At 68.6% G+C, this 24,334-nt stretch carries 23 protein-coding genes and 3 tRNA genes; 7 read left to right on the top strand and 19 right to left on the bottom strand.

The window, feature by feature from the left end:
- Positions 1 to 67 precede the first annotated feature (67 nt).
- The 8 genes from G8A07_RS18975 to tolB form a co-directional block, all read right to left on the bottom strand.
- A tRNA-Lys gene (locus G8A07_RS18975) sits at positions 68 to 143 on the bottom strand.
- 44 nt (positions 144 to 187) lie between these two features.
- A tRNA-Lys gene (locus G8A07_RS18980) sits at positions 188 to 263 on the bottom strand.
- A gap of 15 nt (positions 264 to 278) precedes the next feature.
- A tRNA-Lys gene (locus G8A07_RS18985) sits at positions 279 to 354 on the bottom strand.
- 60 nt (positions 355 to 414) lie between these two features.
- Positions 415 to 1,212, bottom strand: a complete 798-nt coding sequence (locus G8A07_RS18990; RefSeq protein ID WP_195793557.1) for a ThiF family adenylyltransferase — start codon at positions 1,210 to 1,212, stop codon at positions 415 to 417.
- A 102-nt stretch (positions 1,213 to 1,314) separates the two neighbouring features.
- A complete protein-coding gene (locus G8A07_RS18995; protein ID WP_195793558.1) occupies positions 1,315 to 2,430 on the bottom strand; it encodes a YeeE/YedE family protein in 1,116 nt (371 codons plus the stop codon).
- Positions 2,431 to 2,522: 92 nt separating this feature from the next.
- Positions 2,523 to 3,299: a tol-pal system protein YbgF gene (gene ybgF / locus G8A07_RS19000; protein WP_195793559.1), complete on the bottom strand. Its 777-nt coding sequence runs from the start codon at positions 3,297 to 3,299 to the stop codon at positions 2,523 to 2,525.
- Between the two features lies 1 nt (position 3,300).
- A complete protein-coding gene (gene pal, locus G8A07_RS19005) occupies positions 3,301 to 3,831 on the bottom strand; it encodes a peptidoglycan-associated lipoprotein Pal (protein ID WP_195793560.1) in 531 nt (176 codons plus the stop codon).
- A 66-nt stretch (positions 3,832 to 3,897) separates the two neighbouring features.
- A complete protein-coding gene (tolB, locus tag G8A07_RS19010) occupies positions 3,898 to 5,211 on the bottom strand; it encodes a Tol-Pal system beta propeller repeat protein TolB (protein ID WP_195793561.1) in 1,314 nt (437 codons plus the stop codon).
- Between the two features lie 112 nt (positions 5,212 to 5,323).
- Here tolB and G8A07_RS19015 point away from each other — a divergent pair, with 112 nt between their 5' ends.
- The 3 genes from G8A07_RS19015 to G8A07_RS19025 all read left to right on the top strand — a co-directional run bounded on the left by G8A07_RS19015 (position 5,324) and on the right by G8A07_RS19025 (position 7,715).
- Positions 5,324 to 5,947: a peroxidase-related enzyme gene (locus G8A07_RS19015; protein ID WP_249937053.1), complete on the top strand. Its 624-nt coding sequence runs from the start codon at positions 5,324 to 5,326 to the stop codon at positions 5,945 to 5,947.
- 108 nt (positions 5,948 to 6,055) lie between these two features.
- Complete coding sequence (locus G8A07_RS19020) at positions 6,056 to 6,943, top strand: amino acid ABC transporter substrate-binding protein (protein ID WP_195793562.1); 888 nt, start codon at positions 6,056 to 6,058, stop codon at positions 6,941 to 6,943.
- Between the two features lie 28 nt (positions 6,944 to 6,971).
- Complete coding sequence (locus G8A07_RS19025) at positions 6,972 to 7,715, top strand: aspartate/glutamate racemase family protein (RefSeq protein WP_213086175.1); 744 nt, start codon at positions 6,972 to 6,974, stop codon at positions 7,713 to 7,715.
- Here G8A07_RS19025 and G8A07_RS19030 read toward each other — a convergent pair.
- From G8A07_RS19030 to G8A07_RS19075, 10 genes are all read right to left on the bottom strand, one after another.
- Positions 7,675 to 8,568: a LysR family transcriptional regulator gene (locus G8A07_RS19030; RefSeq protein ID WP_195793563.1), complete on the bottom strand. Its 894-nt coding sequence runs from the start codon at positions 8,566 to 8,568 to the stop codon at positions 7,675 to 7,677. The two genes, G8A07_RS19025 and G8A07_RS19030, sit on opposite strands and share 41 nt — an antisense overlap.
- A complete protein-coding gene (gene rng, locus G8A07_RS19035) occupies positions 8,565 to 10,046 on the bottom strand; it encodes a ribonuclease G (protein WP_195793564.1) in 1,482 nt (493 codons plus the stop codon). The genes G8A07_RS19030 and rng overlap by 4 nt, the downstream gene beginning before the upstream one ends.
- Before the next feature lie 99 nt (positions 10,047 to 10,145).
- Complete coding sequence (locus tag G8A07_RS19040; RefSeq protein WP_249937054.1) at positions 10,146 to 10,739, bottom strand: nucleoside triphosphate pyrophosphatase; 594 nt, start codon at positions 10,737 to 10,739, stop codon at positions 10,146 to 10,148.
- A 19-nt stretch (positions 10,740 to 10,758) separates the two neighbouring features.
- Positions 10,759 to 11,229, bottom strand: coding sequence for a 23S rRNA (pseudouridine(1915)-N(3))-methyltransferase RlmH (gene rlmH / locus G8A07_RS19045; RefSeq protein WP_195793566.1), 471 nt, complete (start codon positions 11,227 to 11,229; stop codon positions 10,759 to 10,761).
- Positions 11,229 to 11,945, bottom strand: coding sequence for a ribosome silencing factor (gene rsfS, locus G8A07_RS19050; RefSeq protein ID WP_195793567.1), 717 nt, complete (start codon positions 11,943 to 11,945; stop codon positions 11,229 to 11,231). The genes rlmH and rsfS overlap by 1 nt, the downstream gene beginning before the upstream one ends.
- A 21-nt stretch (positions 11,946 to 11,966) precedes the next feature.
- Positions 11,967 to 12,578 carry a nicotinate-nucleotide adenylyltransferase gene (nadD, locus tag G8A07_RS19055; protein ID WP_195793568.1) on the bottom strand — a complete coding sequence of 204 codons (612 nt, stop codon included), beginning with the start codon at positions 12,576 to 12,578 and terminating at the stop codon, positions 11,967 to 11,969.
- Positions 12,569 to 13,522 (bottom strand): oxygen-dependent coproporphyrinogen oxidase, encoded by a 954-nt coding sequence (gene hemF, locus G8A07_RS19060; RefSeq protein WP_195793569.1) that lies wholly within the window; start codon positions 13,520 to 13,522, stop codon positions 12,569 to 12,571. The genes nadD and hemF overlap by 10 nt, the downstream gene beginning before the upstream one ends.
- Positions 13,519 to 14,178 carry a 1-acyl-sn-glycerol-3-phosphate acyltransferase gene (locus G8A07_RS19065; protein ID WP_195793570.1) on the bottom strand — a complete coding sequence of 220 codons (660 nt, stop codon included), beginning with the start codon at positions 14,176 to 14,178 and terminating at the stop codon, positions 13,519 to 13,521. Before G8A07_RS19065 ends, hemF begins: the two co-directional genes overlap by 4 nt.
- Positions 14,175 to 15,458, bottom strand: a complete 1,284-nt coding sequence (gene purD / locus G8A07_RS19070; RefSeq protein WP_195793571.1) for a phosphoribosylamine--glycine ligase — start codon at positions 15,456 to 15,458, stop codon at positions 14,175 to 14,177. The genes G8A07_RS19065 and purD overlap by 4 nt, the downstream gene beginning before the upstream one ends.
- A complete protein-coding gene (locus G8A07_RS19075) occupies positions 15,455 to 16,180 on the bottom strand; it encodes a YebC/PmpR family DNA-binding transcriptional regulator (protein ID WP_195793572.1) in 726 nt (241 codons plus the stop codon). The genes purD and G8A07_RS19075 overlap by 4 nt, the downstream gene beginning before the upstream one ends.
- A gap of 114 nt (positions 16,181 to 16,294) precedes the next feature.
- Between G8A07_RS19075 and G8A07_RS19080 the strand changes: the two genes are divergently transcribed.
- The 4 genes from G8A07_RS19080 to G8A07_RS19095 all read left to right on the top strand — a co-directional run bounded on the left by G8A07_RS19080 (position 16,295) and on the right by G8A07_RS19095 (position 20,384).
- On the top strand, positions 16,295 to 17,866 hold the full coding sequence (locus tag G8A07_RS19080; RefSeq protein ID WP_195793573.1) for a helicase HerA-like domain-containing protein: 1,572 nt from the start codon (positions 16,295 to 16,297) through the stop codon (positions 17,864 to 17,866).
- Between the two features lie 106 nt (positions 17,867 to 17,972).
- Complete coding sequence (locus tag G8A07_RS19085; protein WP_195793574.1) at positions 17,973 to 18,383, top strand: DUF2306 domain-containing protein; 411 nt, start codon at positions 17,973 to 17,975, stop codon at positions 18,381 to 18,383.
- A gap of 43 nt (positions 18,384 to 18,426) precedes the next feature.
- Positions 18,427 to 19,554 (top strand): sensor histidine kinase, encoded by a 1,128-nt coding sequence (locus tag G8A07_RS19090; protein WP_195793575.1) that lies wholly within the window; start codon positions 18,427 to 18,429, stop codon positions 19,552 to 19,554.
- Positions 19,551 to 20,384, top strand: coding sequence for a LytTR family DNA-binding domain-containing protein (locus G8A07_RS19095; RefSeq protein WP_249937055.1), 834 nt, complete (start codon positions 19,551 to 19,553; stop codon positions 20,382 to 20,384). Before G8A07_RS19090 ends, G8A07_RS19095 begins: the two co-directional genes overlap by 4 nt.
- A 105-nt stretch (positions 20,385 to 20,489) precedes the next feature.
- Here G8A07_RS19095 and G8A07_RS19100 read toward each other — a convergent pair whose 3' ends face one another.
- Positions 20,490 to 23,903 carry a TonB-dependent receptor gene (locus tag G8A07_RS19100; protein WP_195793576.1) on the bottom strand — a complete coding sequence of 1,138 codons (3,414 nt, stop codon included), beginning with the start codon at positions 23,901 to 23,903 and terminating at the stop codon, positions 20,490 to 20,492.
- Between the last annotated feature and the right edge of the window lie 431 nt (positions 23,904 to 24,334).

The raw sequence follows: 24,334 nt of genomic DNA on the forward strand, positions 1-24,334 counted from the left end.
GCCAGCGACCTTGCGATCACTGACCTTTTGCTGTCTGCCGTGCGGAAACAAGTCCATCCGGCAATTCTGGTGGGCCCTGAGTGACTCGAACACTCGACCTACGGATTAAGAGTCCGCTGCTCTACCAACTGAGCTAAGAGCCCGAAATTTTCGTACTGCTGTCGTCGTCTACCGCGTCATGTTCGTTTGGTGGGCCCTGAAGGATTCGAACCTTCGACCAACGGATTAAGAGTCCGCTGCTCTACCAACTGAGCTAAGGACCCACGAAACCACATGACTGGTGGGTTGTGCAGGATTCGAACCTGCGACCAACGGATTAAAAGTCCGCTGCTCTACCGACTGAGCTAACAACCCAGATCTTGTTCAGATCATTGCCCTTCAGCAGAGCCTCACATTATAGGCAATAGAAAACGATCAGCGCAAGGGTTTGTGAAGAAAATCTTTCACCAATTGCGCGGCCGCGGCCATGCCGAAGCTGGCGGTGACCGCAACACTGGAACCATAGCCATGGCAGTTGAGGCTGCCGTCGCTCTGCGCATCGAGCGCGCAGCCGGCATCCTCGGGCCGCAGCACCGGCTCGCGCGAGTAGACGCAGGCCACGCCCATGCCCTTCTTCTCGCCCGGCTTGGGCGCGCCATGGAACTTGCGCAGGCGCTGGCGCAGCGAGGCCAGCAGCGGGTCATGCGTCACCGCGCCCAGATCCTCGACCTGCAGCAGATGCGGTGCGCGCTTGCCGCCGGCCGCGCCGACGGTCACGAAGGGCAGGCCCTGCTCTCGCGCCCAGGCGGCCAGCGCGGCCTTGGCGCGCACCTGGTCGCAGGCATCGATCAGGCCGTCCAGCGGCGCGCCGCCCAGCAGGCCCGGCCAGTTCTGTTCGTCGACGAACTCCTCGATGCCACGCACCGCGCAGCCCGGGTGGATGTCGGCGATGCGCCGGCGCAGCGCCTCGGCCTTGGCCATGCCGACGGTGGCGCCCAGCGCCTGCACCTGGCGGTTGATGTTCGATTCGGCCACATGGTCCAGGTCGATCAGGACCAGCTCGGCCACGCCCATGCGCGCCAGCGCCTCGACGGCCCAGGAGCCCACCCCGCCCAGCCCCACCACCGCGAAGCGCGCGCCGCGCAGGCGCTGGTAGTCGGTGTCACCGTAGAGGCGGCGCAGGCCGCCGAAGCGGCGCTCCAGATCGGCCTCGTCCATATCAGCCTTCGACATGCAGAACACTCGTGAATTGCCAAGCGAGTGCCGCCGATCCGGCTTTGCCGGGCGGCTGGCACTGCCCCCTTGAGGGGGCGCGCGCAGCGCGTAGGGGGTGGGTCACATCCGCTCCAGGCGCCACATCTGGTAGCGCAGCGCCAGCACCGCGCCGACGATGATCGCGGCCAGCGCGATGAAGCTGCCCAGGCTCAGGGTCGACACGCCGGACAGGCCCTGGCCGATCGTGCAGCCCAGCGCCACCACGCCGCCGACGCCCATCAGCAGCGCACCGACCACATGATTGGCGGCGTCCTCGACACCGCGGAAGGCCTCCCAGCGAAAGCTCCGGGTCGCCAGCGCGTACAGCGCCGAGCCGATAGCCACGCCCACCGTGGTGACGATGGCCAGGGTCAGCACCTTGCTCTTGTCGCTGAAGAACAGCAGCCAGTCCAGCGTGTTGGCGATCGGCGCGACGAAGCTCAGCGACTCCATGCGCTGGCCGCCGGTGCTGGCCAGGAACACCTCCTCCAGCGTTTCGGGATGCTCGGCCACATGGCCCAGCACGCCCGAGACCCACCAGACGCCGACGATCACCGCGCCGCTGCCGATGCCGCCCAGCAGCACGTCGGCGCTGCGCCCCTCGGCGCGCGCCACCGCCCAGACCAGCAGGCCGCCGCCGATCAGCAGGCCGAGGATCAGCGCCAGCTGCGCCTTCGCCAGACCCAGCGGCGCGGCCAGCAGCGCGGGCAGGTCCTGCCCGCCGGCCAGGTTCAGCGCCACCGCGTCGACCGTCGCGACGCGCAGCACCGCGGTGATGCCCTTCAGGGTGGCGAAGGCCGCCAGGCCCATCACCAGGAACACCACCAGCGACTTCAGATTGCCGGCGCCGATGCGCACCAGGGTCTTGCTGCCGCAGCCCGAGGCCAGCACCATGCCGAAGCCGAACATCAGGCCGCCGACCAGGTTCGACAGCCACAGCAGGCGCGGCGCCGCGTAGATGGTCTTGCCGGCGTCGATCCAGCCGAGGAAGACCATGGCGTTGAAGCCCAGCATCGCCACCGCGATCGCCAGCACCCACATGCGCATGCGCGCCCAGTCGCCCATGTTGACGATGTCGGCGATCGCGCCCATGGTGCAGAAATGGGTGCGCTGGGCCAGCGCGCCGAACAGGCAGGCCAGCGCGAAGCCGGCCCAAAGCACCTGCTGGTTCAGGGCATGGATGTCGAGGTCTTGCATGGACGAATTTTAGGTGGTCAGCAATGAAAAGCCCCGGCGCCCCCATCAGGGGCCGCCGGGGCCAGGTCTTGCGCGAGCTTGGGGCTCTTGCCTTACTTCAGCGTGGCCAGGCGCTCCTTGGCGGCCTGCGCCGCCTCGGTGCCGGGATAGGCCTTCAGCAGGTCTTCCAGGGTGCGGCGCGCGCCCTTCACTTCCTTCAGCTCGATCTGGCAGTTGGCCTGGGCCAGCTGGGCCTCGGCCGCGCGCGGGTGCGCGGGGCTGCCGGCCACGAAGGCCTTGAAGGTGGCGATCGCCTCCTTGTAGTCGCGCTTGCCGTAGAGGGCGTTGCCGAGCCAGAAGCGCGCCGAGTCGGCATAGCCGCTCGCCGGGTAGCGCTTCTGGAAGGCGGACAGCGCGGTGGCGGCCTCGGCGAACTCGCCGCGCCGCACCGCGGCCATCGCCGCCTCGTACTGCACCTTCTCGTCGGGGGCGGCCTGGAACTCCTTGCCATCCACGACGACCTTCTGCGGCTCCAGCGGGCGCAGGCGCGTTTCCAGCGACTGCGACTGGTCGCTCAGGCGGCGCTGGGTCTCGGACAGGTCGCGGGCCAGCTGCTCGTTCTGGCCGCGCAACCGCGCAACCTCGCCGCGCAGGGCCTCGATCTGGGCGTTGAGATCCAGCAGGCTGCGGCGCAGCGGGGCGAGCTGTTCCTGCGCCTGCTCGGCGTCCTTGCGCCGCGCGTCCTCGGTTTGCGTCAGACGCGCGCGCAGGTCCAGGATCGCCTTGCGCGCCTCGTCATCCTCGAACAGCGCATGGGCCGGCAGGCTGCTGCCCAGGGCAGCGGCCGCCAGCGCCAGCGTCGTCAGGCCGGATCGCAAGCCCATGCTCATCTCACTTGTCCTTCAGCTCGACGCGACGGTTCTTGGCCCAGGCGGCCTCGTCGCTGCCCTGCACCGCCGGACGCTCCTTGCCGAACGAGACCGGCTCGACGCGCGCGGCCGGCACGCCCAGCAGGCTCAGCGACTTGGCCACGGCCTCGGAGCGCTTCTGGCCCAGGGCCAGGTTGTACTCGCTGCCACCGCGCTCGTCGGTGTGGCCTTCCAGGCGCAGGGCCACCTTGGTGTCCACGCTCATGCGCTTGGCATGCGCGTCGATCACGTTCTGGAAGTCGGACTTGACGACATAGCTGTCGAAGTCGAAGAACACGATCCGCTTGTCCGACACGGCGCGCGCGGCTTCGGCGGCCAGGTCGACGGTCTGAACCTTGGACTCGGCCACCGGCGCGCCGCCGGTCTGGGCCGGTGCGGGGGCCGGGGCGACCGGGCGGTTCTCGACCGGTGCCGGCTCGTCCAGCTTGGTGGAGCTGCAGCCCACCAGGGCGGCAGCGGCCAGGGCGGAAAGCGCCAGCTTGTGCATCTTCATTTCTCTCACTCCTCAGGAAAACGCCTTGCTCCGGCAAGGCAGCGTTGAAACTTGTCGTCGTCTCGCTCAGCGGCCGAACGGACCCCAGATCGGCTCGCGCACATCGGCCGAGGTCGAGACCAGCTTGGCCTTGATGCGTCCGTCCAGGGTGCTGGTCATCAGCACATCCTTGCCGCCGGCGCGCGTCGCGTAGACCAGCAGGCGGCCGTTGGGCGCGAAGCTGGGGCTCTCGTCGTCGCTGGTGTCGCTGATCTGCTGCACGTTGCCGCTGGCCAGGTCCATCACGCAGACCCGGTAGGCCCCGCCCTGGCGCGTCACATAGGCCAGGGTCTTGCCGTCCGGGCTGAGCGCCGGGCTGATGTTGTAGTTGCCGCTGAAGGTAACGCGCTCGGCCGAGCCACCGGCCACCGGCATGCGGTAGACCTGCGGGCCGCCGCCGCGGTCGCTGACGAAGAACAGCTGCTGGCCGTCCGGCGCGAACACCGCCTCGGTGTCGATCGCCGAGCTCTGCGTCAGGCGGCGCAGGCCGGAGCCGTCGCGGCGGATGATGAAGAGCTGCGAGCCGCCGTCGCGCGACAGGGTCAGGGCCAGGTGTTGCCCGTCGGGCGAGAAGGCCGGCGCGCTGTTGCTGCCGCGGAAATCGGCGATCGCGCGGCGGCGCCCGGTCGACAGGTCCTGGATCCAGACCACGGCCTTGCGCGTCTCGAAGGACACATAGGCCAGCTCCTTGCCGTCCGGCGACCAGGCCGGCGAGATGATCGGCTCGGGGCTGCCCAGCGCGATCTGGCCGCCCTCGCCGTCGGCATCGGCGATGCGCAGGCTGTAGCGGCCGCCGGCCTTGGTGACATAGGCCATGCGGGTCGCGAACACGCCGCGCTCGCCGGTCAGCTTCTGGTAGATCGCGTCGGCGATGCGGTGCGCGGCCAGGCGAACATCGTCCGGCGCCACCGCATGGGCCTCGCCGCCGAGGTCCTGGCCCTTGACCACGTCCCACAGCTTGTAGCGCAGGTCGACGCGGCCATCGGCCAGCTTGCTGGCGGAGCCGGCGGCCAGCGCGTCGGCCTGGCGGGCGCGCCAGTCGACCCAGGTCGGCTGGCTGTTCTCGTTCAGGCCGGCGGCGGCGTCGATCACGCGGAACTGGCCGCTGCGCTCCAGGTCGGCGCGGATGATGGCCGCGACCGGCTGGCCGGCGCGCGACTCGTCGCGGAACTCGCCGATCGCGATCGGCAGCTGGGTGCCGCCGACACCGGAGATCTCGACCCGGAACTGCGCCCAGGCCGGCGTCAGGCCCAGGGCGGCGGCCGAGCCGAGCAGGCTGCGGCGACCAAGGTTCACGAGGGTGCTGGGACGGTTCTTTTCGATCATGCGCTCGCTGGACATGGGCATCCTGGGGATTGCCATCATGGACATTGCAATCACTCTATTCTGCCTGAGCCTGTAACAAGCGCCGTGCGAGCCATAGCTATCATCGCTCCAAACCGTAACAAGAACGATGATGAGCGAGACCCAACCCCTGCCCGACGCGGCCCCGATCTGCCGCTACCCCACCCCGACGCCGACCACCCTGGACGGCCTGCCCGCCGATGTGCGCCAGCGCATCCTGGAGGTGCAGGAGAAGGCCGGCTTCGTGCCGAACGTGTTCCTGGCGCTGGCGCGCCGGCCCGAGGAGTTCCGCGCCTTCCTGGCCTATCACGACGCGCTGCTGCTGCGCGAGTCCGGCCTCAGCAAGGGCGAAAAGGAGATGATCATCGTCGCCACCAGCGGGGTCAATCGTTGCCTGTACTGCGTGGTCGCGCATGGCGCGATCCTGCGCGTCTACGAAAAGGCGCCGCTGCTGGCCGACCAGATCGCGGTGAACCACCGCAAGGCCGACATCACGCCGCGCCAGCAGGCGATGCTGGACTTCGCGCTGAAGGTCTGCCTGCGCGCCGACGAGGTGGGCGAGGCCGACTACACGGCCCTGCATGCCCAGGGCTTCGACAACGAGGACATCTGGGACATCACCAGCATCACCGCGCTGTTCGGCCTGTCGAACCGGCTGGCCAACGCGATCTCGTTGCGCCCCAACCCCGAGTTCTACCTGCTCGGCCGCCTGCCGCGCGCGCCCAAGGCTTGAGCCCGATCCATTAGCCCGGCTTATGGGCTTCGGTGTAAACGCGATGAACACCGGGCCCGGCAATCCATAGCATGGAGGTCCACCCCAACCTTCAGCAAGGATGCCAGCATGCGTTGTTCCCCGACCCTTCTCGCCCTTGTGTTCGCCGGCATTAGCGCGCCGGCCCTGGCCCAGCAGGCCACCCTGGACCGCATCAAGGAGCGCGGCAGCATCGCGGTGGCCTACCGCGAATCCTCGATCCCCTTCTCCTACCTGGGCGGCGACGGCCAGCCGGTGGGCTTCGGCTGGGAGATCTGCGGCCGGATCGTCGAGCAGGTGAAGAAGGCCACCGGCCGCACCGACCTGAAGACCACGACCCAGGCCGTCACCTCGCAGAACCGCATCCCGCTGCTGCAGAACGGCACGATCGACATCGAGTGCGGCTCGACCACCAACAACAGCGAGCGCGCCAAGCAGGTGGCCTTCGCGACCAACTACTTCTACACCGGCACCCGCTTCCTGGTGCGCAGCGAGTCGCCGGTCAAGTCGGTGGCCGACCTGAAGGGCAAAAAGGTCGTCTCGACCACCGGCACCACCAACTTCCAGGTGCTGCGCAAGCTCAATGCCGAGCAGAACATCGGCTTCGAGCTGCTCACCGCCAAGGACCATGCCGAGTCGGCCCTGCTGGTGCAGCAGCAGCGCGCCGACGCCTTCGGCATGGACGACATCCTGCTCTACGGCCTGCGCGCCAGCGCGGCCAATCCGGCCGAGCTGGCCGTGGTCGGCGAGGCGATCCAGGTCGAGCCCTACGCGATCATGCTGCGCCGCGACGACCCCGCGTTCAAGAAGCTGGTCGACGACACCCTGGCCGGCCTGATGAAGAGCGGCGAGTTCGAGACGCTCTACAAGAAATGGTTCCAGTCGCCGATCCCGCCGCGCGGCATCAACCTGAATGCGCCGATGAGCAAGGAGCTGCAGGACAACCTGAAGGCGCTGTCGGACAAGCCGGCGCTCTGAGCAACCGAGGCCAGCAGTACGGAGCCCGATGATGACGGTAGTAGCAGCAAGCGATGTAGTGGGCGTGCTGGGCGGCATGGGGCCGCTGGCCACCCTGGATTTCATGCGCAAGATGCTGGACGCCACCCCGGCGGCCCGCGACCAGGAGCATGTGCCGGTGGTGGCCAGTTCGATTCCGCAGGTGCCGGACCGCACGGCCGCCTTCTGCGGCCAGGGCGAATCGCCGCTGGCCGCGATGCTGGCCAGCGGCCGGCGCCTGGCCGATGCCGGTGCCGGCCTGGTCGTGATCCCCTGCAACACCGCCCATCTCTGGTTCGAGCAGCTGCAGGAGGGCCTGGGCCTGCCGATGCTGCACCTGGTCGACGCGGCGCTGGAGGAGGCGCTGGCCGCGGCCGGCCCCGGCGCGCGCATCGGCCTGCTGGCCACCGACGCGACCCTGGCCTCGGGCCTCTACCTGAACCGCCCCGCCTCGCGCGGCGTGCAATGGCTGCAACCGACCGCGGCCGAGATGCTGGAGCAGGTGATGCCCGGCATCGCCGCGGTCAAGGCCGGCCGGCTGGCCGAGGGCGAGGCCCTGCTCGCGCAGGCGGCCCGGGCGCTGGCGCAGCGCGGCGCCAGCGCGCTGGTGCTGGGCTGCACCGAGATCCCGCTGGTGCTGCATGCGGGCAATGCGCCGCTGCCGGTGATCGATGCCACCGCGGCGTTGGCGCGGCGCGCGGTCGGCTGGTCGCTCAGCCGGCGCCGCCCGCCACCACCGCCCGCAGCGCCGTGATGAAGTCGGCCACCGGCCGGGGCGAGCGCTGCCCCTGAGGCAGCAGCGCGCGCACCTCGACCGGCACCTCCGGCAGCAGCGCGCGCACATGCAGGTTGGCGCTGGCGCTGGCCTGGGCGGTGAAGGAATCGATGATGGCCGGCCCGAAGCCGCGCTCGGCCAGCACCATCGCGATATGGTGGGTCTGCACCGTGATGCCGGCGCGCGGCGCCAGGCCCAGGCGTGCCCATTGGTCCGCCAGCATCGCGCCCAGCGGGTCGCGCTCGTCGATGCGGATCAGCGGCGCGCGCAGCACCTCGTCCATCGCCACCGTCTGGCGCCGGTCCGCGCCCGGCGTGCCGACGCGCGAGACGCAGACCAAGCGCCCGGTCGCCACCAGCTCTTCGTGCACCGCCGGATGGCCGGCGCTGCCGTAGACGATGCCGACATCGCCCTCCTGCAGCGCGATCGCGCGCGCGATCTCGTGGCTGTGCAGGCTGCGGATGCTGACCGGCATCTCCGGGTATTTCTGGCGCAGGCGCTGCAGCGCGTCCGGCAGCGCCTTCACCGCCAGCGAGGGCACGACCAGCAGGCGCAGCTGGCTGGCCTGCTCGCCGCCCAGCGCCACCGCCATGCGCCGCACCGATTCCAGCTGCGACATCAGGCGCTGCACCTCCGGGTACAGGGCCTGGGCCTGATGCGTCGGCACCAGGCGCTTGCGCTCGCGCGTGAACAGCGCATAGCCCAGCTCCAGCTCGGCCAGTTTCAGGGCCTGGGTCACGGCCGGCTGGGTCACATGCAGCAGCCGGGCCGCGGCGCTGACCGTGCCGGTCAGCATCACCGCATTGAAGACCTCGAGATGCTTGAGCCTCACATCAGCACGATGTCGTAATGCTCGGTCTGGTTGGCCGGTTCGGCGGTCAGCGAGATCGGCTTGCCGATGAAGTCCGACAGCCCGGCCAGATGCTGGCTCTCCTCGTCCAGCAGCATCTCGACCACATTGGCCGCCGCGACGACGCGGAACTCCTTGGGCGAGAACTGGCGCGCCTCTCTCAGGATCTCGCGCATGATGTCGTAGCAGACCGAGCGCGCGGTCTTGATCTGGCCGCGGCCCTCGCAGGTCGGGCAGGGCTCGCAGAGCATGCGCGCCAGCGACTCGCGGGTGCGTTTGCGTGTCATCTCGACCAGGCCCAGCTGGGTGAAGCCGCCGAGCGTGACCTTGGTGCGGTCCTTGCTGAGCTGCTTGCGGAACTCGGACAGCACGGCGCTCTTGTGCTCCTCGCGCGTCATGTCGATGAAGTCGACGATGATGATGCCGCCGAGATTGCGCAGGCGCAGCTGGCGCGCGATCGCGCCGGCCGCCTCCAGGTTGGTCTTGAAGATGGTGTCGTCGAAATTGCGCGCGCCGACGAAGCCGCCGGTGTTGACGTCGATCGTCGTCATCGCCTCGGTCTGGTCGACGATCAGGTAGCCGCCCGACTTCAGGTCGACGCGCCGCGCCAGCGCGCGGTCCAGCTCGGCATCGATATTGTTGAGATCGAAGATCGGGCGCTCGCCGCGGTAATGCTCGAGCTTCTCGGTCGCGGCCGGCATGTACATCTCGCCGAAGCCGTGCAGCACCTCGTACTGCATCTTCGAATCGATGCGGATCGAGCCGGTGCGCTCGCTGGCCAGGTCGCGCAGCACGCGCTCGACCAGGCTCAGGTCCTGGTGCAGCAGGGTGCCGGGCGGCGAACGGTGCGCGCGCTCGCGGATCAGGGCCCAGGTCTTGCGCAGGTAGGCGATGTCGGCGCCCAGCTCGGCGTCCGAGGCATCCTCCGCATTGGTGCGCAGGATGAAACCGCCACCGCCGCCCTCCTCCGCCTTGCCGACCAGGGCCTGCATGCGCGCGCGCAGCTGCTCGCGGGCCTCGGGCGAGCCGATCTTCTGCGAGATGCCGATATGCTCGTCCTGCGGCAGGAACACGAGCATGCGCCCGGCGATGCTGACCTGGGTCGACAGGCGTGCGCCCTTGGTGCCGATCGGGTCCTTGATCACCTGCACCGTCAGGGTCTGGCCTTCGAACACCAGGCGCTCGATCGGCACCGCGGCGCCGTTCTCGGCATGGTGGCCACGCGGCGTGGCGCCGTTCACATGCAGGTCCGCCACATGCAGGAAGGCGGCGCGCTCCAGGCCGATGTCGATGAAGGCCGACTGCATGCCCGGCAGCACTCGGGCCACCTTGCCCGAGTAGATATTGCCCACCAGGCCGCGCTCCAGGGTGCGCTCTATGTGCAGCTCCTGCACCGCGCCGTTCTCGACCACGGCCACCCGGGTCTCCTGCGGAGACCAGTTGATCAGAATATCTTCCATAACTTGTCGCGTCTCCTCTGCGACGACTCCATCGGCCGCCGCTCAAGCACTCTCGTCAGGCGGGTGTGGCCTGGCGGGAGGGCTCGTGCGCCCAGGTTCTCAGAGTTCGAAACCGGCGCCGCGCAGCAACTCGGCGGTCTCGAACAGGGGCAGCCCCATGATGCCCGAATATGAGCCCTCAATGTGCTCGATCCAGCCGGCGATGCTGCTCTGGATCGCATAGGCGCCGGCCTTGCCCATCGGCTCGCCGCTCTCCACATAGCGGCGCAGCAGCGCCGGCGGCACCGGCGCGAAGCGCACATGCGAGACGCTGACGGCCAGCGCCTGCCGTCCCTGCCAGGCCAGCGCCACCGCGGTCAGCACGCGATGCGTGTGGCCCGACAGGCGGGTCAGCATCGCCAGCGCCTCGGCCGCGTCGGCCGGCTTGCCGAGGATGGCCGTGCCCAGCGCCACCGTGGTGTCGGAGCACAGGATGGGCCGCTCGGCCAGGCCGCGCGCGGCGCGGCGCGCCACCGCGGCATCGAGCTTGTTCAAGGTGGCGCGGCGCACATAGGGCTCGGGTAGCTCACCCGGCTCAACCGTCTCCAGCGCCTCGGCATCCTCGTCGGCGCCGGGCAGCAGCAGCTCATGGGCCACGCCCAGCTGGTCCAGCAGCTGGCGCCGGCGCGGGCTTTGCGAGGCGAGATAGATCATCGAGGCGGCTGCTTTTTCTTCACTCACGGTGATAGGGATGGCCGGCCTGCACCGACCAGGCGCGGTACAGGCCCTCGGCCAGCAGCACGCGCACGAAGGCATGCGGCAGGGTCAGATCCGAGAGGCGCAGCTTCTCGTCGGCCGTGGCCTTCAGCGCCGGATCCAGGCCGTCCGGGCCGCCGATGAAGATGGCCAGGTCGCGGCCGTCATGCTTCCAGCGCTCCAGGCGCTCGGCCAGCTGCAGCGTCGTGACGCGCTCGCCGCGCTCGTCCAGGATCACGCGGCGAGCGCCCTTGGGGCAGGCCGCCTCGAGGCGCGCACCTTCCGCGACCATCATCTGTTCGACGGTCTTGCCGGCGGTGCGCGGCTCGGCCTTGACGGCCTTCAGCTCCAGCCGCATCTCCGGCGGGAAGCGCTTGGCGAAGTCCTCGTAGGCCGTGTCGGCCCAGGCCGGCATGCGCTGACCGACGGCGATCAGCAGCAGACGCATCAGGCCTTCTTCTTGGCCACGGTCTTCTTGGCTGCGGGCTTGGCGGCCGGGGCCGCCTTCTTCGCCACCGGCCTGGGCGCGGCGGCCTTCTTGGCGGCGGGTTTAGCGGCCGGCTTGGCAGCCGCCTTCTTGGCGGCGGGCTTGGCCACGCCGACCTTGAGGGTCTTGACCGCCGGAGCCTTGGCCGCCGGTGTCTTGGCCGCGGGCTTCTTGACGCCGACGGTCTTGCTGACCGTGCCCTTGCGGGCCGGGGCCTTTTTGGCCGGCGCCGTCGCGGCGGCGGTCTTCGTGGCGGGAGCCTTGGCCGGTTTCTTCTTCGGCGCGGGTTCCTCGTCCTCGGGCTCCGAGGCCTTGACCAGGCGGACCTCGCCATCACCCAGCTTCAGCTTGACCGGCTTGCCACCCCAGATCTCTTCGAGGTGGTAGTACTCGCGGATCGCGGGCTGCATCACATGCACGACGGCGGCACCGCAGTCGACGATGATCCACTCGCCGTTCTCCTCGCCCTCGGTCCGCATGACATTCATGCCGCGCTCCTTGACCGTCACGCGCACGCTGGAGGCCAGGGCCTTGGTCTGGCGGTTGCTGGTGCCCGAGGCGATGATCACGCGCTCAAACAGCGGCGAGAGGTGTTCGGTGTTGAAGACCTGGATGTTCTGGGCCTTCACATCTTCCAAGCCATCGACGATGGCGCGCTGCAGTTTACGAATGTCCATTCAGTTGTCGCTCCGTGGGCCTCAGAGGGCCCCGTAAAGGCGGTGACGGGCAATATACCCCGCTACCGCATCGCCCACCATGGGGCGGATGTCCTCGCCGCGCGACGCCAGGTCGCGCACTTGAGTGGAAGAGATGCCCGAGGGCGGCATCGCAATGATCTCGATCCGGTGCGGCCGACCGGCCAGCTCCGGCGGCGCCTGCACCGCCGCACCGGCGCGCGCCGCCACCGCCAGGGTGACCCGCTCCAGCAGCGCCGGCCAGTCGCGCCAGGTATGCAGCCGCGCGTACTGGTCCTGCCCGATCAGCAGGAACAGGTGCTCGTCCGGACGCGTCGCCAGCCGCGCCCGTACCGTGTCTATCGTGTAGCTGGCGCCGTCGCGCTCCAGCTCGCTGTCGTCGACCGCGAAGCGCGGCTCGCCCGCCACCATCAACTCGACCATCGCGCGCCGATGCTCGGGCGAGGCGAGGCCGCGTCCGGTCCCATCCTGCAGTTTTTGCCAGGGCCGGCCGGCCGGCAGCCACAGCAGCCGGTCCAGGCCCAGCTGCTGCAGCGCGCAGCGCGCCAGACCCAGATGCGCCAGATGGACCGGATCGAAGCTGCCGCCGAACAGACCGACGCGCGTCACAGCCATAAGTGGCTGGCCTGCTCGTGCGCCCAGTCGCGCGGGCGCAGGAAATCGGTGTAGAGGCGCGCCTCCGGCGTGCCCGCCTCGGGCTGCCAGTCGTAGCGCCATTTCACCTGCGGCGGCATCGACATCAGGATCGATTCGGTGCGGCCGCCCGATTGCAGGCCGAACAGGGTGCCGCGGTCGAACACCAGGTTGAACTCGACATAGCGGCCGCGCCGGTAGGCCTGGAAATCGCGCTCGCGCTCGCCATAGGCGTAGGACTGGCGCCGCTCGACGATGGGCAGATAGGCCGGCAGGAAGGCATCGCCGACCGAGCGCAGCATCGCGAAGGCGGCGTCGAAACCGCCCTGCTCCTCGGCCAGCGCGAAGTCGTCGAAGAAGATGCCGCCGATGCCGCGCGGCTCGCCGCGGTGTTTCAGGAAGAAGTACTCGTCGCACCAGCTCTTGAAGCGCGGGTATAGCTCGGCGCCATGCGGCGCCAGCGCCGCCTCGCAGGTCTGGTGGAAATGCTGAGCGTCGCGCTCGAAGCCGTAATAGGGCGTCAGGTCCATGCCGCCGCCGAACCAGACCACCGGCGCCTGGCCGGCCGGCAGGGCCGCGAACATGCGCACATTCATGTGCACCGTCGGCACGAAGGGGTTGTGCGGGTGCAGCACCAGCGAGACGCCCATGGCCTCGAAGGGCGCGCCGGCCAGCTCCGGCCGGTGCTGGGTGGCCGATGGGGGCAAGACCCGGCCCCGCACATGCGAGAAGTTGCAGCCGCCGCGTTCGAACAGCGCGCCCTCCTCGATCAGGCGCGTCAGGCCGTCGCCCTCCAGCCGGCCGCCGGGCTCGCGCTCCCAGGCGTCGGTCACGAAGGCCTGGCCGTCGGCACGCTCCAGCGCGGTGATGATCTGCTGCTGCAGACCCAGCAGGTAGTCGCGGACCACCAGGGTGTTGATCGTCATGTTCTTTCCAACAGCTTGACGGGCGCGGCCAGCGTCGGGCGCTTGCCACGCTTGCCGGCATAGAGCTCGGCCAGCAGGGCGAAATCGGCCGCCACATCGCCGCTCAGGTGCACGAACTGCTGCAGGGTCACGGTGCGGCTGGGGAAGTCGAACGAGGCCAGGCCCACCGGCACTCCGGCCTGCAAGGCCAGATGATAGGCGCCGGAGCGCCAGCCGGCGGCATGCGAGCGGGTGCCCTCGGGCGCGGCCACCAGCCAGAACAGCTCGTCGCGCTCGCGCGCCGCGCGCAGCTGCGCCGCGGTGTCCGCCACCAGGCCCTGGGCGCTGTCGCGCCGCACCGCCACGCCGCCCAGCCAGCGCAGCCAGGCGCCGAACAGCGGCAGCTTGAACAGGCTGTCCTTGACCCAGAAGCGCAGCGGCACGCCGAGGATCCACTTGGCGAAGATGCCTACGGGGAAGTCCCAATTGGAGGTGTGCGGGTAGACCAGCATCACGCCCTGGCGCGCGGGCAGGCCGTCGCAGACCAGGCGCCAGCCGACCAGGCGGAACAGGCCGCGTGCCAGCCGGCTGCCGCGCGGCCGCCACAGGGGCACGCCGTCCAGCAGCCGCGGCGCGGCGGGGGCATCGAGGGCGGCGACCGTCGGGCGCAGGCTCAACGCTTGGCCACCGCCCGATGGCCGATGTCGCGGCGGAACTGCTTGCCGGCGAACTGGATCGAGGTCAGCGCGTCATAGGCCAGCTGCTGCGCGGTGCGCACCGACTCGCCCAGCGCGGTGACGCAGAGCACGCGGCCGCCATTGCTCAGCAGCTTGCCGTCCTGCTCGGTCGTGCCGGCATGGAAGACCATCACATCGGCGCTGTCGGCCGGCAGGCCGGTGATCGCATCGCCCTTGCGCGGCGACAACGGATAGCCCTCGGCGGCCATCACGACGCCCAGCGCGACGCGGCGGTCCCATTGCAGCTCGACCTGGTCCAGCGTGCCGTCGGTGGCATGCATCAGCAGCTCGAACAGATCGCTCTTCAGGCGCATCATGATCGGCTGCGTCTCGGGGTCGCCCATGCGGGTGTTGAACTCCACCGTGCGCGGCTGGCCCTGGTCGTCGATCATCAGGCCGGCGTAGAGGAAGCCGGTGAAGGGGATGCCGTCGCGCGCCATGCCCTGGATGGTCGGCAGGATGATCTCGTGCATCGCCTTGGCGTGCACATTGGGCGTCACCACCGGGGCGGGCGAGTAGGCGCCCATGCCGCCGGTGTTGGGGCCCTCGTCCTTGTCCAGCAGGCGCTTGTGGTCCTGGCTGGTGGCCAGCGAGACCACGTTCTTGCCGTCGCAGACGACGATGAAGCTGGCCTCCTCGCCCTGCAGGAACTGCTCGATCACGACGCGGGCGCCGCCCTCGTTGTGCACCACGCCCAGCTTGTTGTCTGCCAGGATCCAATCGATCGCCTCATGCGCCTCGGGCAGGGTCATCGCGACGACCACGCCCTTGCCGGCCGCCAGGCCGTCGGCCTTGATGACGATCGGCGCGCCCTGCGCATCCACATAGGCATGGGCCTGGGCGGCATCGCTGAAGGTGGCGTAGGCCGCGGTCGGGATGCCGTGGCGCAGCATGAAGTCCTTGGCGAAGGCCTTGCTGGACTCCAGCTGCGCGGCCGCCTGGGTTGGGCCGAAAATGCGCAGGCCGCGGGCGCGGAACTCGTCCACCGCGCCGGCCGCCAGGAAGGCCTCCGGGCCGACCACGGTCAGCGCGATCTTCTCCGCCTCGGCGAAATCGGCCAGGGCCTTGATGTCGCTGAGCGGCACACTCTTCAGATGCGGGCTGCGTGCGGTGCCGCCGTTGCCGGGCGCCACGAAGACCTGGCTGACGCGCTCGCTCTGCGCCAGCTTCCAGGCCAGCGCATGCTCGCGGCCACCGTTACCGAGAACCAGGACCTTCATTCTTGGATTTCCGCGTTGTGATAGATCTCCTGGGTATCGTCCAGGTCCTCCAGCACGTCGAGCAGCTTCTGCATGCGGGCGGCGTCCTCGCCGGTCAGCGCGATCGTGTTCTCGGCGCGCATCGTCACCTCGGCAATCTCCGGCTTCAGGCCGGCGGCCTCCAGCGCGTTCTTCACGGTCTCGAAGTCGCCCGGCGCGGTCAGCACCTCGATCGCGCCCTCGTCGTCGGTGATCACGTCCTCGGCGCCGGCCTCCAGCGCCACTTCCATCACCCGGTCTTCCGAGGTGCCGGGCGCGAACACCAGCTGGCCGCAATGCTTGAACTGGAAGGCCACCGAGCCGTCGGTGCCCATATTGCCGCCGTACTTGCTGAAGGCGTGCCGCACCTCGGCCACGGTGCGGACCCGGTTGTCCGTCATCGTGTCGATCATCACGGCCGCGCCGCCGATGCCGTAGCCCTCGTAGCGGATTTCCTCATAGGTCACGCCGTCCAGGTTGCCGGTGGCCTTGTCGACATTGCGCTTGATGTTGTCGGCCGGCATGTTGGCGGCCTTGGCCTTCTCGATCGCCAGGCGCAGGCGCGGGTTCATCGCGATGTCGCCGCCACCCTGGCGGGCCGCGACGATGATCTCACGCGTCAGGCGCGTCCAGACCTTGCCGCGTTTCTCGTCCTGACGCCCCTTGCGGTGCTGAATATTGGCCCATTTGGAATGACCAGCCATCGACTCGTTCTCCTGGCGAGCGCGACCCTCGCATTCAAGCGACCCGGCGGCTCAGTTTTGTTGGATAGACTGCGATTTTAGCCGCCCAAGCGAACCCTTCCCCTGGAGAACCCTATGGCCGACCCGATCCTGCTGGCCCGCCACGGCGACACCGAGTGCCAGTTGCTGCCCCAACTCGCGAACCGGCACGGCCTGATCACCGGCGCCACCGGCACCGGCAAGACCATCAGCCTGCAGACCCTGGCCGAGAGCCTCAGCAAGATCGGCGTGCCGGTCTTCATGGCCGACGTCAAGGGCGACCTGACCGGCATCAGCCAGAGCGGCAAGCCCAGCGAGAAGCTGCTGGCCACGCTGAAGGAGCGCGGCATCGAGCCGCCCGCCGCCGCGGCCTGCCCCACCACGCTGTGGGACGTGTTCGGCCGCCAGGGCCACCCGGTGCGCGCCACCGTCTCGGACATGGGGCCGCTGCTGCTCGCGCGCATGCTGGCGCTCAACGAGACCCAGGCCGGTGTGCTGCAGCTGGTGTTCAAGATCGCCGACGACGCGGGCCTGCTGCTGCTGGACCTGAAGGACCTGCGCGCGATGCTGCAGCATGCGGGCGACAACGCAAGCCAGTTCACCACCCAGTACGGCAATGTCTCGGCCGCCAGCATCGGTGCGATCCAGCGCGGCCTGCTGCAGGTGGAGGAACAGGGCGGCGACCAGTTCTTCGGCGAGCCGATGCTCAATATCGCCGACTTCATGCAGACCGAGGGCGGCCTGGGCGTGATCAACATCCTGGCGGCCGACCAGCTGATGAACGCGCCGCGCCTGTATGCCACCTTCCTGCTGTGGATGCTGTCGGAGCTGTTCGAGACCCTGCCCGAGGTGGGCGACCTGGACAAGCCCAAGCTGGTGTTCTTCTTCGACGAGGCGCATCTGCTGTTCAAGGACGCGCCGGCCGCGCTGGTCGAGCGCATCGAGCTGGTGGTGCGCCTGGTGCGCTCCAAGGGCGTCGGCGTCTATTTCGTGACCCAGAACCCGCTGGACATCCCGGACTCGGTGCTGGGCCAGCTGGGCAACCGGGTGCAGCATGCGCTGCGCGCCTTCACCCCGCGCGACCAGAAGGCGGTCAAGGCCGCGGCCGAGACCATGCGCGCCAAGCCCGGCCTGGACATCGCCAGCGCGATCACCGAGCTGGCGGTCGGCGAGGCCCTGGTCAGCCTCTTGGACGAGAAGGGCCGGCCCAGCATCACCGAGCGCGTCTATGTGCTGCCGCCGGGCAGCCAGATCGGCCCGATCACGTCGGAGCAGCGCGCCGCGCTGCTGAAGAACTCGCTGGTGGCCGGGGTCTATGACCAGGCGGTCGATCGCGAATCGGCCTACGAGAAGCTCAGCGGCCGGGTCGCCGCGGCGCCGGCGGGCAAGGGCTCGATGGCCGACGAGGCCGATGCGGCCCTGCGTACCGGGGCAGGTACACCGCAGCCACAGGAACAGCAGGGCGGCGGCATGCTGGACGGCCTGAAGGATGTGCTGTTCGGCTCCACCGGCCCACGCGGCGGGCGCCGCGAGGGCCTGGCCGAGGCGGCCGCCAAGTCCGCCCTGCGCTCGATGGGCACGACGGTGGGCCGCGAGATCATCCGCGGCGTGCTGGGCAGCATCCTGGGCGGCGGCGCCTCGGGCGGCAGCAGCCGCCGGCGCCGCTGAGGCGACGCCTAGCGCCGGCCGGCGGCGCTTCGTCGCGCCGGCCTGGCGGGTGCGGGCCGGGGTGGGCAGCATGCGGGCCATCGCATCGCCACCCGAGCCCGCCACCATGCCCAGCAACAGCCTCACGCCCCTGATCGCCATCCATATCACCCTGGCCGGCAGCGCCCTCGCGCTGGGGCCGGTGGCGCTGAGCCTGCGCAAGGGCTCGCGCGGCCACCGCGCCTTCGGCTATGCCTGGGTCACCCTGATGCTGGGCGCGGCCATCTCCGCGATGTTCATCCGCGATTACCAATTGCCCAATATCGCCGGCTACACCCCGATCCACCTGTTCGTGCCGCTGACCTTCTGGGCCATCGCCCGCGCGATCTGGGCGGTGATGCATGGCCAGCTGCGGCGCCACCGCAGCTCGATGTGGGGCGCCTACCTGGGCGGCTGCGTCGCCGCCGGCACGATGGCCCTGCTGCCGCAGCGCTATCTGGGCCAGCTGGTCTGGCACCAATGGCTGGGCTGGGTCTGAGGACTGCACCACAATGCCCGCTGCCCCGCCATCACCGCCCTCGATGAGTCTGCTCACCCTGCGCCAACACCTGAGCGCCCTGCCCTATGTGCTGCGCATGGGCGCGGCCATCCTGCTGTTCTCGACCGGCATCGGCCTGTTCATCTCGCTGCTGTGGGACCAGCGGCTGTGGGGCAGCATCGTCTATTCGATCTGCATCGGCCTGAGCTGCTGGAGCCTGATCGACGGCTCCCGCCTGCTGAGCGCGCGGCTGATGCACCGGCTGTTCCCGCAGCGCGAGGAGCCGCGGCATGGCTGGCCCGGCTGGCCGGTGATGCTGCTGTGCCTGCTGGTCGCGGTGCCGCTGGCCTACAGCCTGGGCAGCGCGCTCGCCGACCGGCTGCTGGGCCTGCGCACGCAGTCGCTGTGGGACACGCGCTGGCGCGAGGTGGCCGGCGTGCTGCTGGTGTCGCTGCTGGCCTCGGTGCTGGCCACCGGTTTCTTCTATGCCCGCGGGCGCCTGGCCGCCGCGCGCACCGAGGCCGAGCAGGCGCGCCGTCTGGCCGCCGAGACCCAGCTGCGCCTGCTGGAGTCGCAGCTCGAGCCGCATATGCTGTTCAACACCCTGGCCAATCTGCGTGTGCTGATCGCGCTGGATGCGCCGCGCGCGCAGGCGATGCTGGACCGTCTGATCGCCTTCCTGCGCGCCACGCTGAACGCCTCGCGCAGCGGCGACGAACACAGCCTGCGCGAGGAGTTCGCGCGCCTGGCCGACTACCTGGCGCTGATGCAGGAGCGCATGGGCGCGCGGCTCACGCCCGAGCTGCAGCTGCCCGAGGAGCTGGCCGCGCTGCCGCTGCCGCCGCTGCTGCTGCAGCCGCTGGTGGAGAACGCGATCAAGCATGGGCTGGAGCCGCATGTGGATGGCGGCACCCTGAGCATCGGCGCGGCGCGCGACGGCCGCCTGCTGCGGCTGACGGTGCGCGACACCGGCGTCGGCCCGGGCCGGGCCGCGATCCAGGACGGCACCGGCTTCGGCCTGGCCCAGGTGCGTGCGCGCCTGGCCACCCGCTACGGCGCAGAAGCAGGCCTGAGCCTGCAAGCCGCCGAGGGCGGCGGCACCCGGGTCGAGCTGTGGTTGCCACTACCCGACATCTCCCGCCCCAACGACACCGCCTCGAGCCAAACATGAGCCCATTGACCGCCACCGCCCTGATCGCCGAAGACGAGCCGCTGCTGGCCGAGGGCCTGCGCGCCGAGCTGGCCGCCCTGTGGCCCGAGCTGCGCATCGTCGCGATGACCAGCCATGGCCAGGCCGCGCTGGAGGCCGCGTTGGCACAGCGGCCCGAGATCCTGTTCCTGGACATCCGCATGCCCGGCATGAGCGGGCTGGAGGCGGCCCAGGCCCTGGCCGAGGACTGGCCCGAGGACGGCCGCCCCTTCCCGCTGCTGGTGTTCGTGACCGCCTACGACCAGTACGCGCTGAAGGCCTTCGAACAGGCGGCGCTGGACTATGTGCTGAAGCCGGCCCAGCGCGAGCGCCTGGCTCAGACCTGTGCGCGGCTGCAGGCAGCGCTGCGCCAGCGCGCTGGCAGCGATGCCGGCGGCAGCGCCGCCGCAGCGGTGACGCAGCTGCGCCAGCTGCTGGCCGCGCCGGGCGTGGCACAGGCGCTGGGCCTGCCCGCAACCGCGGCATCACCGCTGCGCCTGCTGCAGGTCAGCGTCGGCAACAGCATCGTGATGGTGCCGGTCGACGAGGTGGTCTATTTCGAGGCCGCCGACAAATATGTGCGGGTGCTGACCGCCGAGCGCGAGTACCTGGTGCGCGCCTCGCTGCGCGAGCTGCTGCCACAGCTGGACGGCACGCGCTTCTGGCAGGTGCATCGCAGCCTGGTGGTGCGCGCCGAGGCGATCGCCCGGGCCGAACGCGACGAGGCCGGCCGCCTCAGCCTGGCGCTGCGCCAGCGCCCGGAGCGACTCGGGGTCAGCCGCATGTACGCGCACCTGTTCAAGGGGCTCTGAGCGCAGAAGACAGAAAGAAAAACGGCGCCAGCTTTTGGGCCGGCGCCGTTTCGGGGGTGGGCGCTTGTGGCGCCCGGATTTGGTCTTCGTTCTTTCTCTAGAGCATCAGAACTCGTACTTGGCGGTGATCTGCACGGCCCATTGCGATTCGCCCTTCTGTTGGCGCGTCGTGTAGTCGGTCACCTTGCTGTCGACGTAGTAGACATAGTTGCCGTTGGCATCAATGCCGCCGAAGTTCACGAAGCTGCGGCGCTGACCGCCTTGCGATTCGAAGCGCAGCTCGTCGATGCGGCCCCAACGCTTGTTCAGCAGGTTGCCGACGTTCAAGATGTCGAAGCTGATCACGCCCTTGTGCTGGCTGGTGAAGCCGGGCACTTCCTGGCTCAGACGCAGGTCGAAGCTGTTGACGAAGGCCGCGAAGCTGGAGTTACGACCGACGACCGAACCCTTCTTGCCGGACAGCGCGGGATTGGCGTTAACGATTTCCCAGAAGCGCGCCTCGGCGGCGGCGTCGTTGGCCAGGCCGCTGTTGGCAGCCGGGCGGAACACGACGCCAGCCGCGCCCGGAGCGGTCGGGATGTACATGAGGTCATTGGTGACGTTGTCACCGTTCATGTCGTTCGCATAAGTCCAGCTGAAAGGCCGGCCCTTGCGGCCTTCATAGAACAAGCCCACGGTGGTCTTGTACTTGCCCACGAAGGCCTTCGACCAGTTGACGGCGGCGCTGACGCGGTCCTTCACCAGATAGGCCGAGTTGGCAGACACATCCTCGTTGGGGTTGTAGATGGCGCGCGAGTTGTAGTTGGAGTTGGCCACCGACGAGGTCAGCGGGCTCACTTCCTTGGCCGCCGTGCGGGTATAGGCGACCTGCCAGTTCAGACCGTACTCCGGCATGGCCTTCGACAGCGAGAAGGTCAGCGCATCGCCGCCGCCCTTCTTGGTCTCGGCCGCCATCAGCACATTGTTGAAGTTCGCATTGCTCAGGGCGCGGGTCGAGGTCCGGCCGGTACCCGGAGCGCAAGCCCCGCTGGTCGACAGATTGCCGTTGCTCGCCCAGCAACTGGTGTTGTAAGACTGCGGCATGAAGAACATCTGACGGCCGTCCTGCGCGCTCAGGCGGGTCGGATCGCCCAGGTTCAGGTTGCGATAGAAGATGCCGGACCGGTTCTTGGTATGCACCCATTCAGCGCCCGCCACCAGGCCGAACCAGGGCAGCTCGGCGTCATAGGCCAGGTTGAACTTCCAGACCGAGGGCTGCCCCAGGCCCTTCTCGATGAAGTCGACGTTGGCTGCGGGCGGCACGCCGGCGACATTGGTCGGCTGACTGTTCGGATCGGGATTGAACAGCGTGTTGTTGCTCGGGCAGCTGCTGCCGCAGGTGATGATCCGCGTCGCCATGCCGGTGTTCGAATAGGGGTTCGCCAGCCAGACATTGGCAGCGGCGCCCTGGAACAGACCGAAGCCACCGCGCAGCTGGGACTTGCGCTTATTGGCCGCGTCGAACGCATAGTTGAAGCTGAAGCGCGGCTGGATCAGATCCTGCCCATCCGGCGTCTGGCTGTTATCGAAGCCGAAACCGCCGGTGGCGCGATCCACCGCGCTGGCTCCGGTCACCCGACCGGCCACCACCGCCTTCGCCGCTTCCGCATTGAAGGTGGGCTTGTCGGAGGTGGACAGCTTGTCGTAGCGCACGCCAAAGCCCAGGGTCAGCTTGTCGTTGACCGCCCAGGTGTCCTGCAGGAACAGACCCGTGCTGGTATGGGTGAAGCGCGCTGCACCTTCATCCAGGGTCAAACCGGCGACGGGCACCTGATAGGAGTAGTTCAGCGCCTGGCCACGGCTGAAGCGGTCCAGCACCTGGGCCTCGCACTGGGCGTAGGTCAGGTTGTTTTCGCAGGCAAAGGTGTAGTTGCCCTTGGTGTCCTGGAAGAAGGCATTGAACACCTTGTTGCGCTGCAGATCGCCACCGAACTTCAGTTCGTGGTCGTCGAGGACCCAGTTGGCGCCGAAATAGGCATCCTGCGTCTTGGTCTTCAGCACATTGAAGTGCCGGCTGCGCTCGGTCCCGAAGTTCAGGAAGCGGTTGCTGCTGACGTTGACGCCAGCGGGAGAGCCGACCGGGGCCGCGCCGCTGAAGCGCAGGGCCATCGCGGGCAGGTTGGTGTTGTTCTCCGGCGCGCTGTCGTAGTCGCGGTTGGAGATCTTCAGCTCGGTGGAGAAATTGCTGGTCCAGTCGGAGAACAGCTGGGCCACCATCGTTTCCACGGTCTTCTTCTGGCTGAACCAGGCCGAGGTCAGCTGCAGGGCCGTGGGGCTGTAGCCGCTGAAGCTGCCGTTATTGGTCTCAGATTGCTCGGTGCGGGAGTAGCGAACGTTTGCGCGATGCTGATCATTGATGTTCCAGTCGAGCTTCACCAGCCCGTCGCGCACATTCAGCTCGCTGGCGGCATACAGGTTGCCAGCGTCGAAACCGTACTTGCTCTTGGCGATTTCCTGCAGCTTGGTGATGGTGCCGGGCGCGATCGCCACATTGGTGAGGGCGCCACCGACCGGGCCGTACTCGGGCTGGGAACGGTCGCTCTTCAGTTCTTCGATGCTGGCGAAGAAGAACAGCTTGTCCTTGATGATCGGACCACCCAGGGTCGCGCCCTTGGTGTCTTCCTTGAAGGGGACGACGTTGGAGTAGGTGTCGTCGGTGCGGTTGTAGCGCTGGCCGGCCAGACCCTCGTCCCGGTAGACGTAGTAGACGCTACCCTTGAATTCATTGGTGCCGGACTTGGTCACCGCATTGATGTTGGCGCCGGTATAGCCCTTTTGCGTCACATCGTAGTTGGACAGGTTCACCTGCACCGACTGGATCGCATCGATCGAGATCGGCTGCTTGGCGGTCGGCAGGTTGTTCGACTCCAGGCCGAAGGTGTCGCTGATGTTGACACCGTCGACGGTGATGGAGTTGAAGCGCGAGTTCTGCCCCAGGGCCGAGATCTCGCCGCGCTCCTTGTCGGTCTGGGCCAGGCGCGGGTCGATGCGGGCATAGTCCTGCAAGCTGCGGGAAATCGATGCATAGGCATCCAGTTCCTGGCGTCCCAGGCTGGTCCCGGCACCGGTAGCGCCGGCGTTGTAGGCACCAACCTGGGCGCGCGAGCCGGTCAGCACCACGGTTTCCAGCTGATTGCCGCCCAAACGCAGATCCAGCGACAAACTCTCAGCCAAGGCCAGATAGATGCCGTCACGGACATCCTTGTCGCTGCCCTTGCTGACGGTGATCGTGTAGGGGCCGCCGACACGCAGACCGCGGGCCGAATAACGGCCTTCCGCGTCGGTCGTGACATTGTTCGCCGAGCCCGATTCACGGTGCAGGATGGACACCGTGGCACCGGCGACAGGCTTGCCATCGTTTGCGGTCACCCGGCCGCTGACGGCCGAGGTCGTGTTCTGTGCCATGACCGGAGCCGCGACCACGATGGCCGCGGCCGCGCTGAGCGCGGTCCTTGTGAAACTCCAACGATTGCTATTCATCCTGATGACTCCTCGAAGAGAACGCAGACTGGCGCCTGCCAACGCCTGACGTAAAAAAATGTACCGCCGAAGACGGTCGCAAACGTTTGGGTTTGCGGTTTTCCCACACCGAGGAAGTACCGCTTGAAAGACGCAAACGTTTGTGCCTGAGCCGCCCAAACTTCCTTTTTCCCTCATTCATCACTTCGGCTCGGGGCGGGATGCCCTAGGGCATCCATGACGCACCGCTCGGCGCACGAACCAGCCCGCTGGTCGTAGCAAAGACGGTGCCAAGCCGGCGGCCTGGGCACCCTGCGTTGGGGCACCGCCTCCCTCGCCGACTTGTGTCAGTTTGGCGACGCAATATGTAGCCCGCGTGACATGCACGGGATGCGTGCGTTACCGCACCGAAATACAACTCCGCCGCCCGATACAGCGCGCTGCGATCTGAC

This window comes from Roseateles sp. DAIF2 (genome assembly GCF_015624425.1).
In the GTDB taxonomy this organism is placed as follows: Bacteria; Pseudomonadota; Gammaproteobacteria; order Burkholderiales; family Burkholderiaceae_C; genus Kinneretia.

Bases quoted from the DNA above. Each gene is read 5' to 3' on its own strand.
- G8A07_RS18990 (WP_195793557.1), bottom strand. From the start codon at position 1,212: ATGTCGAAGGCTGATATGGACGAGGCCGATCTGGAGCGCCGCTTCGGC.
- G8A07_RS18995 (WP_195793558.1), bottom strand. From the start codon at position 2,430: ATGCAAGACCTCGACATCCATGCCCTGAACCAGCAGGTGCTTTGGGCC.
- ybgF (WP_195793559.1), bottom strand. From the start codon at position 3,299: ATGAGCATGGGCTTGCGATCCGGCCTGACGACGCTGGCGCTGGCGGCC.
- pal (WP_195793560.1), bottom strand. From the start codon at position 3,831: ATGAAGATGCACAAGCTGGCGCTTTCCGCCCTGGCCGCTGCCGCCCTG.
- tolB (WP_195793561.1), bottom strand. From the start codon at position 5,211: ATGTCCAGCGAGCGCATGATCGAAAAGAACCGTCCCAGCACCCTCGTG.
- G8A07_RS19015 (WP_249937053.1), top strand. From the start codon at position 5,324: ATGATGAGCGAGACCCAACCCCTGCCCGACGCGGCCCCGATCTGCCGC.
- G8A07_RS19020 (WP_195793562.1), top strand. From the start codon at position 6,056: ATGCGTTGTTCCCCGACCCTTCTCGCCCTTGTGTTCGCCGGCATTAGC.
- G8A07_RS19025 (WP_213086175.1), top strand. From the start codon at position 6,972: ATGATGACGGTAGTAGCAGCAAGCGATGTAGTGGGCGTGCTGGGCGGC.
- rng (WP_195793564.1), bottom strand. From the start codon at position 10,046: ATGGAAGATATTCTGATCAACTGGTCTCCGCAGGAGACCCGGGTGGCC.
- G8A07_RS19040 (WP_249937054.1), bottom strand. From the start codon at position 10,739: ATGATCTATCTCGCCTCGCAAAGCCCGCGCCGGCGCCAGCTGCTGGAC.
- rlmH (WP_195793566.1), bottom strand. From the start codon at position 11,229: ATGCGTCTGCTGCTGATCGCCGTCGGTCAGCGCATGCCGGCCTGGGCC.
- rsfS (WP_195793567.1), bottom strand. From the start codon at position 11,945: ATGGACATTCGTAAACTGCAGCGCGCCATCGTCGATGGCTTGGAAGAT.
- nadD (WP_195793568.1), bottom strand. From the start codon at position 12,578: ATGGCTGTGACGCGCGTCGGTCTGTTCGGCGGCAGCTTCGATCCGGTC.
- hemF (WP_195793569.1), bottom strand. From the start codon at position 13,522: ATGACGATCAACACCCTGGTGGTCCGCGACTACCTGCTGGGTCTGCAG.
- purD (WP_195793571.1), bottom strand. From the start codon at position 15,458: ATGAAGGTCCTGGTTCTCGGTAACGGTGGCCGCGAGCATGCGCTGGCC.
- G8A07_RS19075 (WP_195793572.1), bottom strand. From the start codon at position 16,180: ATGGCTGGTCATTCCAAATGGGCCAATATTCAGCACCGCAAGGGGCGT.
- G8A07_RS19080 (WP_195793573.1), top strand. From the start codon at position 16,295: ATGGCCGACCCGATCCTGCTGGCCCGCCACGGCGACACCGAGTGCCAG.
- G8A07_RS19085 (WP_195793574.1), top strand. From the start codon at position 17,973: ATGCCCAGCAACAGCCTCACGCCCCTGATCGCCATCCATATCACCCTG.
- G8A07_RS19090 (WP_195793575.1), top strand. From the start codon at position 18,427: ATGAGTCTGCTCACCCTGCGCCAACACCTGAGCGCCCTGCCCTATGTG.
- G8A07_RS19095 (WP_249937055.1), top strand. From the start codon at position 19,551: ATGAGCCCATTGACCGCCACCGCCCTGATCGCCGAAGACGAGCCGCTG.
- G8A07_RS19100 (WP_195793576.1), bottom strand. From the start codon at position 23,903: ATGAATAGCAATCGTTGGAGTTTCACAAGGACCGCGCTCAGCGCGGCC.